The 17,828-nt window shown below is 69.8% G+C and carries 14 protein-coding genes and 1 CRISPR repeat array; of the genes, 6 read left to right on the plus strand and 8 right to left on the minus strand.

Translation table 11 applies throughout. The features are described 5' to 3' along the window. Nucleotides 1-239 precede the first annotated feature (239 nt). From IE272_RS37570 to IE272_RS37595, 6 genes are all read right to left on the minus strand, one after another. Nucleotides 240-467: a hypothetical protein gene (locus tag IE272_RS37570; RefSeq protein ID WP_190010190.1), complete on the minus strand. Its 228-nt coding sequence runs from the start codon at nucleotides 465-467 to the stop codon at nucleotides 240-242. A 14-nt stretch (nucleotides 468-481) separates the two neighbouring features. After that, on the minus strand, nucleotides 482-682 hold the full coding sequence (locus tag IE272_RS37575; RefSeq protein ID WP_308433897.1) for a DUF5999 family protein: 201 nt from the start codon (nucleotides 680-682) through the stop codon (nucleotides 482-484). Between the two features lie 94 nt (nucleotides 683-776). Next, nucleotides 777-956: a hypothetical protein gene (locus IE272_RS37580; RefSeq protein WP_190010194.1), complete on the minus strand. Its 180-nt coding sequence runs from the start codon at nucleotides 954-956 to the stop codon at nucleotides 777-779. Beyond that, a complete protein-coding gene (locus tag IE272_RS37585) occupies nucleotides 953-1,273 on the minus strand; it encodes a WhiB family transcriptional regulator (RefSeq protein WP_190010196.1) in 321 nt (106 codons plus the stop codon). The genes IE272_RS37580 and IE272_RS37585 overlap by 4 nt, the downstream gene beginning before the upstream one ends. Nucleotides 1,274-1,531: 258 nt before the next feature. Then, nucleotides 1,532-2,026, minus strand: coding sequence for a hypothetical protein (locus tag IE272_RS37590; RefSeq protein WP_190010198.1), 495 nt, complete (start codon nucleotides 2,024-2,026; stop codon nucleotides 1,532-1,534). Nucleotides 2,027-2,201: 175 nt separating this feature from the next. Next, nucleotides 2,202-2,996 carry a hypothetical protein gene (locus tag IE272_RS37595; RefSeq protein ID WP_190010200.1) on the minus strand — a complete coding sequence of 265 codons (795 nt, stop codon included), beginning with the start codon at nucleotides 2,994-2,996 and terminating at the stop codon, nucleotides 2,202-2,204. A 383-nt stretch (nucleotides 2,997-3,379) separates the two neighbouring features. Here IE272_RS37595 and IE272_RS37600 point away from each other — a divergent pair, with 383 nt between their 5' ends. From IE272_RS37600 to IE272_RS37610, 3 genes are all read left to right on the plus strand, one after another. Beyond that, a complete protein-coding gene (locus tag IE272_RS37600; RefSeq protein WP_190010201.1) occupies nucleotides 3,380-4,126 on the plus strand; it encodes a GntR family transcriptional regulator in 747 nt (248 codons plus the stop codon). Between the two features lie 1,026 nt (nucleotides 4,127-5,152). After that, complete coding sequence (locus tag IE272_RS37605; RefSeq protein ID WP_229898072.1) at nucleotides 5,153-7,576, plus strand: hypothetical protein; 2,424 nt, start codon at nucleotides 5,153-5,155, stop codon at nucleotides 7,574-7,576. A 2,139-nt stretch (nucleotides 7,577-9,715) separates the two neighbouring features. Continuing rightward, the gene (locus tag IE272_RS37610; RefSeq protein WP_229898074.1) at nucleotides 9,716-10,108 is read left to right on the plus strand and encodes a helix-turn-helix domain-containing protein; all 393 of its coding nucleotides are present in this window, start codon (nucleotides 9,716-9,718) and stop codon (nucleotides 10,106-10,108) included. A gap of 1,040 nt (nucleotides 10,109-11,148) precedes the next feature. Here IE272_RS37610 and IE272_RS37615 read toward each other — a convergent pair. Beyond that, entirely contained in the window at nucleotides 11,149-12,024 is an 876-nt protein-coding gene (locus IE272_RS37615; RefSeq protein ID WP_190010203.1) for a hypothetical protein, read from the minus strand. A 162-nt stretch (nucleotides 12,025-12,186) separates the two neighbouring features. After that, nucleotides 12,187-13,131: direct repeats of the CRISPR family, unit length 29 nt; unit sequence GGGACCATCCCCGCGGGCGCGGGGAGCAG. A 296-nt stretch (nucleotides 13,132-13,427) separates the two neighbouring features. Here IE272_RS37615 and IE272_RS39010 point away from each other — a divergent pair. Beyond that, nucleotides 13,428-13,790, plus strand: a complete 363-nt coding sequence (locus IE272_RS39010) for a hypothetical protein (protein WP_229898076.1) — start codon at nucleotides 13,428-13,430, stop codon at nucleotides 13,788-13,790. Between the two features lie 1,358 nt (nucleotides 13,791-15,148). Here the strand turns inward: IE272_RS39010 and IE272_RS37625 are convergent. Continuing rightward, nucleotides 15,149-15,985, minus strand: coding sequence for a hypothetical protein (locus tag IE272_RS37625; RefSeq protein ID WP_190010205.1), 837 nt, complete (start codon nucleotides 15,983-15,985; stop codon nucleotides 15,149-15,151). A gap of 705 nt (nucleotides 15,986-16,690) precedes the next feature. Between IE272_RS37625 and IE272_RS39015 the strand changes: the two genes are divergently transcribed. Together IE272_RS39015 and IE272_RS37635 are read left to right on the plus strand one after the other, a co-directional pair. Further along, nucleotides 16,691-17,218 (plus strand): hypothetical protein, encoded by a 528-nt coding sequence (locus IE272_RS39015; protein WP_229898078.1) that lies wholly within the window; start codon nucleotides 16,691-16,693, stop codon nucleotides 17,216-17,218. A gap of 84 nt (nucleotides 17,219-17,302) precedes the next feature. After that, a complete protein-coding gene (locus tag IE272_RS37635) occupies nucleotides 17,303-17,521 on the plus strand; it encodes a hypothetical protein (RefSeq protein WP_190010207.1) in 219 nt (72 codons plus the stop codon). The last annotated feature ends 307 nt before the right edge of the window (nucleotides 17,522-17,828 follow it).

The raw sequence follows: 17,828 nt of genomic DNA on the forward strand, positions 1-17,828 counted from the left end.
GCTGCTCCCGAAACGGGGTGCGGTGGAACCGAAACGGGGCTTGCGGGCTTGCCGCTCGTGGTCCGGAGCTCCGTCTCCGACCGGTCCAGCGCGGCGGGAGCACCGGCCGCCCGTCCCCGGGCGGCCGGTGCTCCCGAAACGCTGCCGGGCGGAGACGAAACGCAAGCCGGGTGGAAACGAAACGCGGAGTGGCCCAGCAGGGCTCGAACAGGGGGTGGTTCAGACGGCCCGGGGGAGGGTCAGGCGTTGGCCTGAAGAACCAGGCGGTCGATGCGGGCGGCGGGGAACTGGAGGCTGTAGCCCTTGCTGAGCCGGACCTCGATCCGGCTCCCGGTGTCCTCGATGCTGCGGACGATGACGGGGATGTCGGCCTGGTGGCCGGTCTGGATCGTGCGGTGCGGGGCGTGATCGCCCCTGCGGAAGGTGCTGCCGTCGGTGAGGAGCAGCTCGGTGATCTGGCTGGACATGGTGCGGATTCCTTTCAGGCCGTGAAGGCCGGGGTGTCGGTGGGCCGATGCGGGGCGACGATCTGACCGTCGGGGAGAACCTCGCCGGTGTCCTCGAAGAGCAGAACTGCGTTGCACAACAGGCTCCAGCCCTGCACCGCGTGGGCAGCGATGACCTTCGCGGCCTCCCGGTCAGGGCTCTCGGCGCTCGGGCACTTCGGGGTGTGCTGGCACAGCGAGTCCGGCAGCACGGCGGGGCTGGTGATCGGAAGGGCGGGGCGGCAGCTTTCCATGGGGCTCTCCTCGATGAGGGGCGGGCGAGCGGTGCGGTCAGGTGCGCCTGATCTTCTGCTGAGCGAGGTAGTCGTCCTCGAGCCGGACGAGATCGCCGTACAAACGCCGGCCCGGCGCGCAGCGGCGCTCCGGCGAACACGTGGTGCAGGCGGCGTCGTGCTCCCGGACGGCTACGGCGGCGTCCATGTAGAGGTCGTACAGGCTGCGCTTCGTCACGCGGCGGCCTTCTGCTCCTTGAGGCGCAGGCGCGCGGCCCGCCGCTTAAGGGTGCGACGGTCGTCCTCGTCGGCGCCGCCCCACACCCCGTGGTCCTGGCCGGACTCCAGCGCCCAGTCCAGGCAGGCCTCCATGACCGGGCAGGTACGGCACACGGCCTTGGCTTCCTCGGCCTGGGCCAGGGCCGGGCCGGTGGTGCCGATGGGGAAGAACAGGTCGGGGTCCTCGTCCCGGCACATCGCGCGAATCCGCCAGTTGGTGTTGACCGGCAGGTCCGCGGCGGGCGCGTAGACGGCGTTCACGATGAGAGAGTTCATCAGGGCCTCCGTGTAGGTCCGTACAGAGCGGCCCCGGGGGTGCGTCCCCGGGGCCGCTCGCGTGTGGTGGCGGCCGTTGGGCCGGAGCGATGGGTGGTCCCGGCGCTCTCCGCCGCCTCCGCGCCCGTGCTTCCGGGGGTGGAGGCGACAGGCTGAGCCGGGATCAGCGGCGGTTGCTCTCCGACTGCTTGTTCTGCTCGGCGTTCTTCCGGGAGAGCTCGGCGCGCTCGGCGTCGGTCAGGCTCGTGATCGCAGTGCTCATCGGGCCACCCCCGTTCCGCCGCACGGGCCGCAGGACTGCCAGTGCTGGCGGGTCACCCCGTCGGCGCTGGTGTCGACGGTCCTGCCGCCCGTGCCCTGCCAGTTGTCGCACTGCCCGCCCGCCGTCGGCCCGGCCGGGAGTGTCGGGGTGAAGGTCAGTGGACGGGTCAGGTGGAGCACCGGCTGCCGGGACTGGCCCGGGGCCATCTCCGCGAACGTCCGGCGGGCCTGGCGGCCGACGGCGGCCGCCAAGTCGTCGCCCTCGGCCGTCAGCTGACGGACCAGCTGGTGAAAGCGTTCGGTCTCGTCGCGCTCGTATCCGCGGCCGTCGTCGCCGCTCCGGTCGTCCAGGTCGCCGATCTCGTCGGCCACGCCCGCACGTGGGGCCAGCGCGGTCAGCAGCTGCGAAACGCCGGTGCAGGTGCAGGCCTCCATGATGAGCTGGCAGGTGGGGCAGACGCCGCCCGTCAGGGCGGGGGTCGTGCGTGTCATGCTGTGCATCAGGTCCTCCAGTTCAGGTCCTGGACAGCCCCGGGGGCGCAATCCCTGGGGCTGTCGCCGTTCACTCCCCCTTCGGGGAGTCGACTGCTGTACGAGCAGCCGAGGCCCCGGCCGACCCCCTCGCGTGGGGTCGGCCGGGGCCTCGGTCGTTCGTCGCAAGTGCGGGTCAGGCAGGCAGAGCCGCCATGGTCTTCCGCTGCGCGTACTGCTTGCCCAGCTCGGCCTGCCGCCGGTCGTACGCCTCGAGGTTCTCCGGCTCCGTCGGCACGCTGGGGACCTCGGCCTGGGCGGGCGCCTCGGGCCGGGCGGGCGGAACGGGAACGACCGAACGGCGGGTGTCGGCGTCCTGCACCGCCGGGAGTACGGCGGCCCACGCGGACTGGCGCTTCGGGGCGGCCGCGCGGTCGAACCGCCGACGCTCCTGGTGCTTCAGCTGCTCGCGGGCGATCGTGCAGGAGGCGTCCGTCTCAGCAAGCCGGACCTCCAGGGCACGCCCCGCGTCGCACCTTCCGCCGGCCCCACAGAGGGAGCAGGCAACGCGGTGCTGGTCGACGGCGTGGCGAGCGCGTTCCAGCAGCGGGAGCAGGCGGTGCAGGGTCGGCGTGCCCTGCGGTCCCCGGTCGGCGAGGCGGTAGATCGGGACGGGCGGCTGTGCCAGCGGCTTGTAGTGCTGGCGGGCGGAGCGGCGGCCCGTCGCTGTGCTGTCGGCGGCGAGCATCCTCTCGCCCCACTGCTCGACGCTGATGTCCATGTCGATCAGCTGCGCACTGCCGGGGCAGCGGGGAGCGCGGCCGCCGCGGACCTCGCGGTCCAGGTGGTGGGTTTTGATCATCTTGCGGTAGAGCGGGTGCCACGTGTCGCAGTCGGGGCAGACGATGGAGTGGCGCTCGCCGTCGCGGAGGTTGAGGTTCTGGGGCGGGATCTCGCTCGCCTTGAGGGCGGGCCGACGGCTGGGACGCATCAGGTACTCCCTGGTCAACGAGGAAGAAGCTCGGGTTCGGACTTGGTTGCGTTCTCCGCCCTCCACGGGCTTACGAGGGGCCGTGGAGGACGGGCAGCGCAACTGCTGTCAGAGCGACCACACGAGCCGGCACGGGGACCTCGTCATTCGTCACCCGGCAACCCGTCCCTTGAGGCGGGCATCCACATAGCTCTGTGCGGTACTGCGCTTTTCGGTTGGTGGTGCGCAGGAGACCGAAGGTTCCGGCCCGCTGTCGCATGCGCCGAAGAGACGGTGACCCCTGCTGTTTCGCGGTGGTACGACTTAGACAATGAACCCTTCTAGAAGGGTTGTCAACCCTTCTAGAATCGTGTTCACTGGAGGCATCAACAAGAGGAGTCGCCATGCCTTCGTCCAAGCAGCCGCCGAAGTGGCGACAGATCGCTGACGAGATCGCAGCGCAGATCAATGAGGGGCACTACGCCCCTGATCAGCGGCTTCCTTCGGTGCAAGCGCAAGTAGCCGCCGGCAAGGGGGCCACCGCGACCGTTCATCGGGCCTACCAAGCACTGGAGGCAGAAGGGCTTGTTCGGATGGTCTTCGGGAGCGGCACGGTCGTTCTCGGCCCGGGCGACTCGCCTGAGACTGTTGTTACAGGCGCGGCCCGCCTAGAACGGCTCCGCCGAACTGGACAGCCGCTTACGCCGGGCGAGACCTATGTGAACGCGCAATCGGTGATTCGCTCCTGTGCGGATACAGAAATCTCGGCACTCCTCGGAGTCGAGTTGTACGACGAGATCGTGATCCGCAGCCGCACCTTCATGCGAGGCGAGCGGGCGATCACCTTGGCCCTCAACTGCATTCACATGCGTGCGTTGGCCGCCCTACCTGAGCTTCTAGATCCGGGGCCCATGCCGAAGTTCCGTCACGACCTCTACGCCGAACGCACGGGGCAGCAGCTAACGGCCGGTCCGCAGAAGAGCGCCGCCCGGTTCGCCGCCACTCAAGAACTCGCCGAATTCGGCATCGACGTTCCCCCGGACGTACCCGTACCCGTGCTGGTGCTCCGCACTGTCTACTCCGACGACGAAGGCCCGTTGGAGGTGTGGGAAGACATCCTTCGCCCCGGCATGTGGCACGCCAGTTCCTGATGGCGTGCCACGCCCAGCTCCCCCGGACTGGCACGCGTAAGGGCAGTGACGGCTTGTCAGCCCCCGGGCATGCTTGACGTCCAACACGTTGCCGCCAATGAAGAGCGAGGCACCCCGGAGCGGTAAGGTGGCGTCGACGTAGATCAAATGGGAGTGGCCCCATCTACCGGCCTTGGACAAGCCGGGAGGGGCCACTCGGGCCAAAAGACCTTGTAGCAGGGGTCTTTGAGCCTGCCGCGCACTCCTAGGAACCAGGAGGTGGCGACGTGATCAGGGTACCCGTACCCGCACGCGCACACACCGCACCCCGCCGTGGGACCAGCGACCTTGCTGGTCGCTGGTCCTTCGACGGGGCGTTCGTGCTGTCTAAGTCCGGAAACGCCCCGTACCGCGCCTCTGACGAGGGGGACGGGATGACGTAGGTCCTTCTGGGGCGGCACCCGTACGGGTCTGCCGCCCCGGGCCTCCGAGCCGCGAGGTGATTGCAGTCACCTCAGCTGGAGCGCCCTTCTGACACCGGAGAGCCTTGCAGGGCTCTCCGAAGGGATTGCCCGTCCAGTGCCAGCTGGCCGAGCGGTTCAACATCAGGTTTCTCCACGAAACCGAAGCCCTTTAAGGGGCTTCGTCGTGCCAAGAGGCGAGCCCCTTCAACACGGGAGCCATTGTGCACGACGTTTCGCGTGCCTGCCACCATCGGCATGCCCACACACCTCTCTTCCGGCCCGTTCTCGCGCCACGGAACAGCCCCGGAGTGACCAAGGTCACCAGCGGGTTCCTACTCAACGGGCGCGGCAGCTTCATCCTTTCGAGTGCTTTACCGCCCGTCCTTCGCGCGTTGGCAGTTGCTGGCGCGGTGGGTAAGTGAGCGCCGTGGCGGCACCGGCCGCGCTCCCGCGCCCCCGTACTTTCGTTGGCGGGGCTGCGCGGCGTGGGCTGCGGTTGGTCCCGGCCGGGCCGGTCCCGAAGCTTGCGGCGGGTCATCCGCTGTCGCTCGGTCCGGACGCGCGCGCCCGGTTGGGTGGCGCGGTGCGGGCGCTGCTGGACACGGCCGGCTTGAACGGCGCGGCGGACGCGGTGCGGCTGGCGGTGCTGGTGCTGGCGTCGCGGACGCCGTCGGAGACGGGGGAGGTGGAGATCCGTACGGCGGAGCTGGGCCGGTGGATCGGGTTGTCGAGGTCGCGTACGGCTACGGCGGTTGTTCCGGCTCTGAAGAAGTCCGGGCTGGTCTCGGTGGTGACGGACGAGGGTGAGTTCGGGCAGGACGACGGGCTGGTGTGTCGGGTGCTGCCGATGTGGGCGGGCCAGGGCGTGGCGGGGCATCCGCTGAATCTGGCGAAGAAGGAGTTCGCGACGTTCTTGCGGCTGTTGGAGGCCGTGATGGCACCGGGGTGGGTTCACCGGGACGGGTCGGTCACTCCGGCCGGGCTGCTCGGGGCGCGTACGGGGCGGGGGGCGGCGACGGACCGGTTGGCGCTGCTGCTGCTGGTGCTGGAGGCGCGGGAAAACGGGTGGGTGCGGCAGTGCGGCGGGGCGGTGGATACCGGTCGTGGTCGTGCTGCGGCAACGCTGGCCCGGCTGCTGGGGTGCAAGGCGTCGGCGGGGGAGCGGGTGCTGGAGCGGCTGGAGAAGGTGGGGTTGGTGCTGCGGCCGCGGGCGAGGACTGCTTCCCGGCTGAACCAGCGCGGTCGGCTGGTAGTGCCGGCGGTGGCCGCCGCGCACGGCCGCAAGGTCGCGACAGGGGTCCAGGAGCAGGGCGCGGAAGATGAGGGGGCCGGTTTTTCAGACCCCGACGGTCCGGTAATGCCTGGTGAGTTCCCTGACTTTGATGGGTCGGCGCAGGTCAGCGACGTGGAAGGAGCCGGTGAGGAGGAGAGTTCCGACCCCGACCTTGCGGGAATCCTTCACGCTGATCACCCGCACGTGGGTACTCCGCTTGTTCCCCTGCGGCTTTCTGGTGGCTTTTCCGGCGAAGGCCGTGGGGGGCAGGGCCGTCCGCCGGAGCGCGCGTGCGCGGGCGAGGACCAGGCCGTCGACGGCGAGGACTCCGCTGCCGGTTCCGTGTCTGCGGTGGCTGAGGGCGGCCCGCTGCGCGGGGAAAAGCCGAAAGTTTCCCCGGTCGATGAGGGGGGTGAGAAGCGTGCTGCTGGTGCTGGTGCTGGTGCCGGTGTCCGGCCGACGGTCGTGGGCTGGGACAAGGCGCAGCAGCAGCGGAGGGTGGACCTGCCTGTGGATCTTCGCCTGCGGGTGGCTCTGGGGCCGGTGGTGTGGCTGTGGAAGCAGCTGTCCAGGTGGCAGCAGGACCAGGTGGAGGCTGCGGCGAAGGCCGAGTTGGCGCAGCTCGCGGGTCTGGGGCTGACGCCCGAGGGAGCGCCGCAGCTGCTGGCCGGCCGGCTCACGGACCGCCTGGCCGAGACCGGCGGCGAGGCCTTGGTCAACGAGCCGTACGGGTGGCTGATGAGCCGAGGCCTGGTGCGGCGGCCCGCGTGCTCGGACCCGCGTTGCGACGACGGCATCCGTCTGGACACCGGCGGCGATTGTGCGAGCTGCGGGAACGTGATCCACAGTCGGCGATCTCAGCGAACGCAGATCGCGGCGCAGATCGACCGAGATCTGCCTGCCCTCACCGAGGACGAGCGCCGGCGGCTCCTTGAGAGCAGACTGCGGGAGCAGGCTGCCATCGAAGCGCAGGACTTCGTTTGGCGAACGGAGCGGGCCCGCGCGGAGAAGGCCGAGCGTACTGCGGCTCGTGCGGCATCCGCGGAACAGGCGGAGCGCGAGCGACAGGCCGCGGCCGCCGCTGAGGCGGCGCGCCGGATCCTGCCGTGCGGGGACTGTGGGCAGCAGCGGTCCGGCGGGCTGTGCGAGGCGTGTGGCTACCGGCGCCGGACCGAGGTGCTGATCGTGGAGACCGGGCGGGTCGCCGCCACCTGGTCCGCCGACCTGACCGACCCGGGCACCGTCGGCGCCGTCACTGACGAGGTCCGCACCTCGCTGCTGACCGATATCACGAGGGCGCAGGACGAGGTCATGGCGATGATGGAGCCCGGCGAGCTGGACGCGGACCCTGCCGGCGTCGACGCCGTACTCGCCTTCACCGCGCTCCAGACCGTGGAAGCGGCGCTGCCGGAGTACCGCAGCAGTGCCCTGGGACGGCTCGGGCGTACCAAGGAAGCCGACACAGAGGCGGCCCAGGCGTACCGGACCGAGCGGGGACGGCGCTGGTTCCAGCACAACCCGGACGGCGCGGACGCCGTCGCCGCCGCGACGAAAGCCGGTGACGCTGCCCGAGAGCGCACCGCGCAGCACCTGCTGGCGGTACGGCTGAAGCAGCTACGCGAGCAGGCCCTCGCCCGAACCGGGACGGCCGTGGCAGCGCCGTGGAGGGACCGGCTGCCCGAACTCGCCGCGCGCCCGCTGGACGACGACGCCAACCCGATGGTGATCGCGTGACCGAACCGAGCGGCAGCCACCTCGCGCGCGCGGGGAGCAGGCCGCACGAAGGTCGTTGACAACGTACTTCGCGGGACCATCCCCGCTGGCGCGGGGAGCAGAGCGACATCTACGCGGCCGTCGCGACGGCGCGGGGACCATCCCCGCTGGCGCGGGGAGCAGGGGTCCACGTTCAACACGGAGATCCGCGACCAGGGGCCATCCCCGCGGGTGCGGGGAGCAGACTGGGAACGGTGAATCAGACCGCGCGCCCTGGGGACCATCCCCGCGGGTGCGGGGACCAGTCGGGGCCCACGGAGGACCGGGGAGCAGATGTGCTTCGCGTTGAGGCCGTGCCGGTAGATGGGGCTATCTCCGCTGGTGCGGGGAGCAGCGAAACAGGGCGTACGCCGTCTGCCGGTCGTCGGGACCATCCCTGCGGGTGCGGGGAGCAGTGGGGGCCGATGGGATACAACCATCGGCCCCCGGGACCATCCCCGCACGTGCGGGGCGCAGTGCTCCGCCACGTCCGCGTTCGTCAGCTCAGGGGGACCATCCCGCACGTGCGGGGAGCAGCACGACCGTGGCGGCCCGGGTGACGGGCAGCACCGGATCATCCCCGCGGGCGCGGGGAGCAGTCGCCGCCGAGCTGGGCGAGCTGCATGAGCTGGGGACCATCCCTGCGGGTGCGGGGAGCAGACGAGCACCGACGACCAGTCGGTGGCCAGGGAGGGACCAGTCCCGCGGGTGCGGGGAGCAGCCGGGTCGCGAGGCCGAGGCAGGACAGCAGGCGGGGCCATCCCCGCAGGCGCGGGGAGCAGTCCCAGGGTGTCAGAGTTGCTCCTCCACAAGGGGGACCATCCCCGCGGGCGCGGGGAGCAGGCCACAGCGCAGGCCGGTGCGTCCCGGGCGCAGGGACCGTCCCCGTGGGCGCGGGGAGCAGCGTAGGGCTGAGCGTCGGTCACTTTGTGTCTCCGGACCATCCCTGCATGTGCGGGGAGCGAAAATGCGTCCGGCGGTTTCGTCGGGTGGTGCGGGGACCATCTCTGCGGGCGCGGGGAGCAGGTCTTCTTCGCATCGCGCCAGGCCCGGCCCGCGGGACCATTCCGGCGGGGGCGGGGATGGTCCGGCATGCCTAAAACAACCCGGGGTCTTCTTTGATGACCCGGGCAATAGTCCGACAGCTCGAAATGAAGTCGACCGCAGCTTCTGATGTGACGGTGTCGGGGTCATGCGCAGCTCTGTTACGCAGTCTCCTGAGCCGATCGTAGATATCGAAGATCTCGCTGGGTGCCCCTGCCGCGCGGAGCCTTTGCCGCATTAGCGTGCTGGTGCCGCCCCGAGGAGTTGATCCATGCAGGCTTCGGCTTCCCAGGCAGACCTTTTCCAGCCGCGCCCAAGCCGTGAGGACGGCCCCCGAAGGCGAAACAGCTGCGATCTCTAGAGGCTCGGAGAATGCGTCCATAGGCGCACGCAACGCCAACCACTCTGCTTCAGCGCTGCGAAGAGTTCCAGCACGCCTCCACTCAGGGGTGGAGCAGTGCTGGTTGAGCATCCTGTCCGCTACGGTCTGCTCCGAACGTGGCTCCGGGCGCGGCTGCGGCTCCAGGTCCGGAGGGGGCTCCGGGTCCGAACGTGGCTCCGGGAGTGGCTCCGGGTCCGAACGTGGCTCCGGGTCTGGCTGCGGCTGCGAGTCCGGATCAGGGCGTGGCTCCGGCTCCGGGCCGTTGTCTACGGGCCCCTCTTCGCCGTTGTTTTCATTTATCCCTTGTGTCGCGGTGATCTCTTCAGCTTCATCGCGTACATCACGTGCTTCTTCCGCGAACTCTGCCGTTCCGGCCATGGTTTCTAGCCTTGAGAGCCGCCCTATGGCCTTGCTGATCGGGGCACGCAAACCCAACACAAGGGTCACTGTGGCAGCCGGCCACACGAGAACCTGCACGAACTTGAGCACCAACTCCGCAATTTCCACGTGCTCATCGTGTCGCAGCTTGGACAGAACCATCGGTCTATGCGTGCGGTCGTGACCTACACGAGACCATTCCCCCACCGCGAGGCGACCAATCCCAGACCACCGCGGCGAGGGGGCGGCCCGTGCCCATGGGCCGACCCATCACTGATACAGACCGGCGAGCGGTACGCCGCCACCACGCCGAGGGCATGTCCCGCAACGACATCGCACGGCAGATCAAGCGCAGCGCCTCCACAGTCTCGAAGCTGGCCGCCGAGATGGGGCTTTCAGCTTCAACCGCGCCGCCGAAGTCGCCACCGCAACAGCCGTACGTAGAGGGCACCTTGACTCCCGGTGCCACCGAGATGGCGCACCGCCTCCACGACGTGGGCGAACGTGAACTCGGCAGGATGACCACCCCCACGCTCTACTGGGAGTGGGGCAGTAAGGACCACACCTGCGCGCAAAAGGAGCAGCCCGAACCGACGCCGGCCAGCCGTCGCACGATGATGGCCACCGCCGGGGCGCTCGACTCTCTCAGGCTGCTGCCGCCGAAGACCGACCCCGGCGAGCAGGGCCGGAGCGTGGTGTCGGCGAGCTGATGGCGGGACTGGCCCGGGACTACGGGGAACGCCACGGCGGGCCGCTGCCGGATGCCGACGACGACCAGGCGACCGCCGTCGGGCTGCCCGTCTACTGCACCGCACGGGACGCGGGCGGAGACCCTGACGCCCCGCACGTGGAGCCTGGCTCCTCTTCGAGGACGAAGGCGGCTTTTCCACCCCCGCGCGAGTGGGTAGCAGAGCAGGTTCCGCAGGGGCTTGGCGACCTACGGGGGACCGTCCCCGCGGGTGCCGGGAGCAGCTCGCGCAGCTGTGTGGCCGGGGCCCGGACTGGGGGCCATCCCCGCGGGTGCAGGCAGCAGTCGGCGTACACGTACGGGCCGCGACCCCCGTAGGGACCATCCCCGCAGGCGGGGGGAGCAGTAGAGCGTCGGCCGGCAGGCGTTGTACCGCTCGGGGCCATCCCCGCGGGCGCGGGGAGCAGGCGGTGTGGAGCACGGGGCCGAGCTGCTCGGCGGGACCATCCCCGCGGGCGCGGGGAGCCGTACTTCGGCAAGGTGTCGGACGATCCGTACAGGGGACCATCCCCGCAGGCGCGGGGAGCAGCTCGGGTTCCCGGATCCGGTCGCGGAGCTGCCGGGACCATCCCCGCGGGCGCGGGGAGCAGCCCTCTACTTCGCCATCGTCCTCAAGGGGACCATCCCCGCGGGCGCGGGGAGCAGAGGCCGGTGAAGGCCCGGCATCTGAAGCTGGAGGGACCATCCCCGCGGGCGCGGGGAGCAGCCGGGGGCCCGTGCCCGTGCCCGTACGGCGGCGGGACCATCCCCGCGGGCGCGGGGAGCAGGCCTTCCAGCAGCCGTACGTGCTGGGTGAGCCGGGACCATCCCCGCGGGCGCGGGGAGCAGACTTTCTGACCTGCAGCGTTACAGTGGGAACGCGTGATTCTCGAGCACTTTCACCGAATCCGACAAATCGGCCCTCAGTTCTCAACTGCCGTGACGACAAGGCTATCTCTGGCACCGGTCTCAACGACGCGATGCCGCCCGCTGCTCGGTCTCATCCGCGTTCGGGCAGGGCTCTCAGGCCCGCGAGGGTGCCAACCACCGTTCTGCGCGGCTCTGCTTGTCGGAGTCTCCGGAACGGCGGGCGTGCGCCAGCAGCCTGGCGCGCAATGGTTCGGGCAGGCCGGCAACATCGCGCTTCTGATGCGGGCGGGTCCTCCAGCCCACGAGATGCCGCACAGCCCCGGCGTCGTGCCGCTCTCCAGCCCGTGAGTCGGCCAGCCCTGCGAGCAGCTCGGCGATCGGAACCCTGCGAAGAAGCTCGCCAGGTACGCCCTCGTGAACGGGGTAGCCGGAGCACCGCCCGCTGCCGGAGCCGTACCAGTCGAGCAGGGCCAGCACCCGCTCCAACGGGTCAGGGAATGCCAGCTGTAGTCGGTCCGTGAGTTCCGCGAGCAGTTCGGGGGAGGGTGCTCCGCCGGTCCGGGAGAGGGCGAGGATCCGGTCGGCGGCCCCGTCGAGTCCGGCGGGAATCGCGGCCAGCCAGGTGCGCTCCTCCGCCGTTCTTTCCTCCGCTCGATGCCGGTCGGCCACGAACTGCCGCATCGGGCCAGGCATGCCATGGCCGTCCAACCAGGCCAGAAGCAGGAGGCCGTCAACAAGGACGGCGTCGCTCTCCCACTGCCCCCACCTCAGCGTCGCCCCGTGGTGCAGGACAACGTCTGCAAGTCGCTCACCGCCGGGGTCGAGCACCTCGAAGCGGACGTCCCCGAGACACATGCAGCGAGACCCAACCAGCGATTCCACGCCCATGGCCGCCCTGAGCTGACCCATCTCGGCCGGATCGGCGAGGTCCACCCAGATCTCCCCGTCCCCGCCGAACCCGCTCACCGGACTTATCCGGACCATGTGCGCCTGCTGCAGCACGCTGTCCAGAGCTGTCATACCGTCCATGAACCAGTCCCTCCCGCCGGGGCCTCAGGTGCACAGCCCGCCCGATTCCACCGCAGCGTCCGACCGCATCGCAACCCCGTGCCCGCACGCACAGTTCAGGCAACACCCTAGGTAAACAGGGTGGCGCCATTCTGGAAGGACCAGAAAGGGGTTAGGCATGACGGGACCATCCCCGCACGCGCGGGGAGCAGCCGCCTGCCTTCGCTCCCGAAGAACTGCGCTGGGGACCATCCCCGCGGGCGCGGGGAGCAGCGGGCCCGGCAGTTGTGAGCGTTGGTGGGGATGGGACCATCCCCGCGGGCGCGGGGAGCAGCATTCGGATGGCGATCTCATCCCGTACGTGGTGGGACCATCCCCGCGGGCGCGGGGAGCAGGTGTTGCTCCCCTCGGACACCGAGGAAGCCGAGGGACCATCCCCGCGAGCGCGGGGAGCAGTCGGCGCGGATCGCGGCCCGGCCGGTGCGGACGGGACCATCCCCGCGGGCGCGGGAAGCAGCGACGATCTGGGCGACTCTGGCATCGGCCATGGGGACCATCCCCGCGGGCGCGGGGAGCAGGAAGCGAAGGTCAAGGCTGCGTCCACCGCGACGGGACCATCCCCGCGGGCGCGGGGAGCAGAGGATCAGGACGGTCGGGCCGAGCGCCTGCCCGGGACCATCCCCGCGGGCGCGGGGAGCAGTGCATGAGCGCCACCGACATGCGCTGAAGGACGGGACCATCCCCGCGGGCGCGGGGAGCAGCGTCCCCTGGATCGCGTCCATGAGCGTGGCCAGGGACCATCCCCGCGGGCGCGGGGAGCAGGTCTCGCTTGCCGGGGCGGGAGTATGCCCGTTGGGACCATCCCCGCGGGCGCGGGGAGCAGCTGGTACGCCCCTCCGGAAACCACGTGTCGGTGGGACCATCCCCGCGGGCGCGGGGAGCAGGGCCTTTCAGGCGTTCGGGTGGGTAGCGGGTCGGGACCATCCCCGCGGGCGCAGGGAGCAGCGAAGAACGCCCCGCCGGTAATCCGGCGGGGCGGGACCATCCCCGCGGGCGCGGGGAGCAGGAGACGACCGCCTTGTGCAGCCACTCGAAGAGGGGACCATCCCCGCGGGCGCGGGGAGCAGACTTCCTGACCTGCAGCGTTACAGCGGGAAAGCGTGATTCTCGAGCACTTTCACCGAATCCGACATATCGACCATCAGATTTCTCCTGCCGTGTCGACAAGACTATCCCCAGCACCCGGCGAACAGTTCTGGTCCCGCCAGGTAATCGCGCCTCTACGATGGGTACCCGCGCCGATCCTGGGAGCACTCGTGCTGGATCACACACCGGACTACCCGCCGAAGACTCCACCACCGCCGAAGCGACCTGTACAGCCGCCGCGTCCTGAAACGAGCCTGGAAGGAACGGCGCGGGCTCGGATGCTGGTACGGAACCGGCGGTCGGCGAACTGGTCGCTCGAGGCAGCTGCCTGGTCGCCGAAGAAGGCCTGCAGCAATGTCGTGCGCCAGCTGCACGATTGGGGATACCGAGAGGCCGACCAAGCTGCGGGCGACCTGACGGAGGCGTTGATGCGGGCCGCGGTCGCCGATGGCGGCCGGCGAGTGTCCCTACACCTCGCGGACCAGAACCGGCAGGCGCTGATCGTCGCCCTGTCCCACCGGCCAGGTCTCGCGGTCGCGGACACAGCCGTCCTTGCGGAACTGACCAGCCTGGGCGCGGTCTCGTGCGGAACCGACACCGCAGAAGACGGCCGCAGGATGTGGGCGGTACTCGACCTGTAGAACGCGGGAATCCACCGGGCTCCCACTCCATGGTGCGGAGAGAAGTCCGTGAGCGGGCCTGCAGCGACTCGGCCACGGAGCAGGGCAGGTTCGTACTCGGACTGGGTCGGGTGGGACCATCCCCGCAGGTACGGGAGCAGAGAGGGACCATCCCCACGCGCGCGGGGAGAAGTTCGGCTCCGGGTCGGCCGCCGAGAATCCCTCGGGACCATCCCCACAGGTGCGGGGAGCACGCCGCAGGATGGTGATCAGCGCCGACACTGCGGGACCACCCCCGCGGGCGCAGGGAGCAGGAGGAGCCAGACAAGTTGATCTGCCGACCCATGGGACCACCCCCGCACGCGCGAGGAGCAGGACCTTCCGGATACGGGCCGCGTCCTTGAGCAGGGGCCATCCCCGCGGGCGCGGGGAGCAGCCGTCCACGTCCGTGACGTCGAACCGGACGAGGGGACCATCCCCGCGGGTAGGGACCAGTTCGCCTCCTGTGTCGCCCCGGCGCGACACCGGGGACCATCCCTGCAGGTACGGGGAGCAGGCACCGTCACCGCCGGCATGAAGCCCGGGAACGGGACCATTTCCGCGGGCGCGGGGAGCAGATGACGAACACCGGGACCAGCACGGTCTGCCGGGGACCATCCCCGCAGGCGCGGGGAGCAGCCGAAGCGCCGGTCCGCGTACGAGGACGGCGAGGGATCATCCCCGCAGGCGCGGGGAGCAGCCGAACGGGTGTCGGGCTTACGCTGCGTGGCGGGGACCATCCCCGCGGGCGTGGGGAGCAGACCGACACGATCGACGCACCGCTCGGCGGCCAGGGACCATCCCCGCGGGCGCGGGGAGCAGTCGAATTTCGGCTCGTACCACCAGCCGGGCCCGGGACCATCCCCGCACGCGCGGGGAGCAGAGGTCCTACACCGTGACCACCCCGGTGCAGCAGGGACCCCTCCCCGCACGCGCGGGGAGCAGATCTCGATGCTGCCGGTGACCTTGACCTGGTCGGGACCATCCCCGCACGCGCGGGGAGCAGTCTTCCTGACCTGCAGCTTTACAAGGAGTGGGTGCGATTCTCGAGCACTTTCACCGAATCTGACATATCGACCATCAGCTTTCTCCTGCCGTGACGGCAAGGCTATTCCCAGCACCCGGCGAACAGTTCTGGTCCCGCCAGGTAATCGCGCCTCTTGGCCGGCGGTCACGGAGGGGCCATCCCCACGTATATGGGGGGAGAAGTGCGGAGTGCACCAGCCCGCCCGTACCCGCCCAGGGCCATCCCCACCTGGTGGGGAGCAGGTGAGGGCGAGCGCGACCGCGCCCATGGCGATGGGGTCATCCTCACGTGCGTGGGGAGCGGACTTCCAGCATCAGCGCCGGTGGCGCCAGCGCTGATGGGACTTCAGGACTTCGTAGCTCCAGGTGGAGCGCTGCTGCGTCGGATAGCGTCCGGCGGTAGCGCCGAGCTGCTCAGCGATGGTGGGGAATCGCGGGTGCATCTGCCGGTCGCCGACCGTGACCAGGGCTGACAGCAGAGGATCTCCCTGATTGCGTTCGTCGTCGACGAGCCACAGCAGGACGCTCTCGTCATCGCGGTGCAGACGCGCCAGGGCGGGCAGACGTTTGCGGATCGCCTTCCAAGTAGTGGCCGTTCCGGCCCGAGCGGTCTGCTCCAGCAGCGGCCGCAGGTCCGTCGCGAGTTCTGCGAGCCGTCCCGGTTCCAGATACACCGACGCCCGAAAGTCCTTAAGAACCGGAAGCGCTTCCGTAACGGGCACAGGCGTAGCGTCACGAGCCGCCGGTGCTGACTGCGCCCTCCGCGCCGGCACCTGCACTGGTGCTGGAACGCTGACCCGAGATGTGTCGGAGGACCACACCGTCCTCGGCCGTAGGACGGGAACCTGTGCGGAGGACGGCCGCTTCGTGGGTTTCCGACCAGGCGCGGGCGTGCCCTCGACCAGACGCGGAGTCAGCTTCTGCGCGGCCAGGCGACGCTCCTCCTCTCGCCACCGACGTGAACCCAACACCTCCTTGAGATCTCTGAGCTGCGCCCGCTGCTCCCGGGTCTCGCGCGGCGGAGCCTGGGAAGCTTGATGCCAGGCCCACTCGAAGAGATCCGCCGCCTTGGCCACGTCGAAGCGATCGATCGCACGCTGCAGTTCGGTGAGCGTGCCGTTCAACGAGCGACGGATCATCGCGATATCCATAGCGCTCAGAACCGGGCGGCCTGTTGTCCGCCGCCGGAAATCGGTCTGCCACGCTGTTCCGCCACTGAGCCGCACACGCCCGTTCGACAAGAGCCGCCCCCAACCCCCGGGCACGACGCCGTGCCCTGATCCGTCTCTACCCGCCCAAGGTGGCTCACAACTCCGCCGCGCACAAGAGCGCTTCGCGACGCGAACTGCATGCTGCTCGGAGGTGGGGCCGTCCCCGCGCGCGCGGGGAGCAGTACATCGGCTGCGACGTCCACGCCGAAACGTCGGGCCATCCCCGCCGGCGCGGGGAGCAGTTGTGCGCGTTCTGAGCGAACGTACCGGCGTGGGGACCATCTCCGCGGGTGCGGGGAGCAGCGCGTCGCGAGGGCGCCCGGCCCGCAGTTCTCGGGACCATCCCCGAGCGTGCGGGGAGCAGCCGCGATCGCTCGTACGCAGAGGTCGCTGCGTCGGGTCCAGTCGAGAGTGATCATGCCGGTTCCGCCCCCTAGGAAGAGACCGAATATCCCAGCGAGGCTGTCTGCCATGCACGGAGAATCGCAGGTTTCCTGAGAGGCGCGTCCCGCTACACCCGCTCACGCGTGAGTAGAAGTGTGAGTTGATAGTTCACGCGTGAGTGACGCTACTGATGCGTGAGTGATGCTATCTTCTTCTCACTCGCACGCGAGTAGCGCGTTGCGCATAGGGGAGGGACGCTTGATGAGGTACCTGGAAGGCACGCCCGAAGAGATCGCGGAGTTCCTGCGTCTCACGGGAACGGCCGCCGACAGCGGCAGCGTCGAGACGGCGGCAGAGGAGACGGCCGACGTCCTGGTATCCAGCACCAACATGGATGAGATGGAGGTCTCCATCTTCATCAACGACAGGGGGCGGACAGACGAGGGTAAGGCCCGGGTCAAGCAGTACCTCGACCGGCTCCGCGGCGTTGAGATCGTCACCGGACGGTCGACGCGCACGAAAGACGGCCAGACCGACTACCTGATGGTTCGCGACGACGGTGTCCGTCGCTACGGGGCCGTCGCCTACGTCAAGCCGGCCAACTGTGGCCTGACGTTGCGGCTGACCCGGGAGGATGTTGCCGACCTCGCCACAGACTTCATCCAGTTCCGTGACGTCAAGGAGGGCCACAAGTACGTGGTCAACTGCCCGCTCATTTCCGACGAGGCGGTCGAGTGGGCTGTCCAGCTCACCCATCGCGCCTTGGTGAAGGTTCGCGGTACGAAGTAAATCCAAGCTGCCGCAACGCAAAGCCGACCATTCCCGTGAGGTCAGAGTCCGAGATGGTCGGCAAGCGTGGAGGAGATACCGCACGTGAAGCAACTTCTCGCCCTCTACCAGTATGCCGCCGGTCTGAACCGGCGCACGCTGGCCCTGGGCATCATCGGTTCCGTCGTGGCGCTCGGCCTGGTCGCGACGATCGTCTGGGCCCCGACCGAGCGGGCAACGCTGGTCGTCACCCTGGTCTCACCGGTCCTCGCTGCGGTCGTTGCCGCGGTGTTCCTGGACTGGTGGAACCGCCGCCGCGTCTGACCTGAGTGCCGCCCCCTGCCCCGCCCGGGTAGGGGGCGGTTCGGATTCCGCTCACGTCCCCCGACCGGGCCTGGTCGTCTTACGCAGACTGGTGTTCCTCGTGGCAGACCTTGCACGAAGGGCGCCGTTGCATGTCGCGCAGGTTCGTGCTGGTACCGCAGTACCGGCAGGGCAGCCGGGCTGCGTCCCAGTGCTTCGGGCCGCTCCAATTCACGGTCCGCTGGGACGGGACCAAAGTGACCTGAGGCTGGCACGTCGGCGCGTTACGGCTCGCGTGCGCCGAGGGCTTCTCATCCTCGCTCACGAT

Origin of the sequence: Streptomyces anulatus (assembly GCF_014650675.1) — a bacterium.
GTDB lineage: Bacteria > Actinomycetota > Actinomycetes > Streptomycetales > Streptomycetaceae > Streptomyces > Streptomyces anulatus.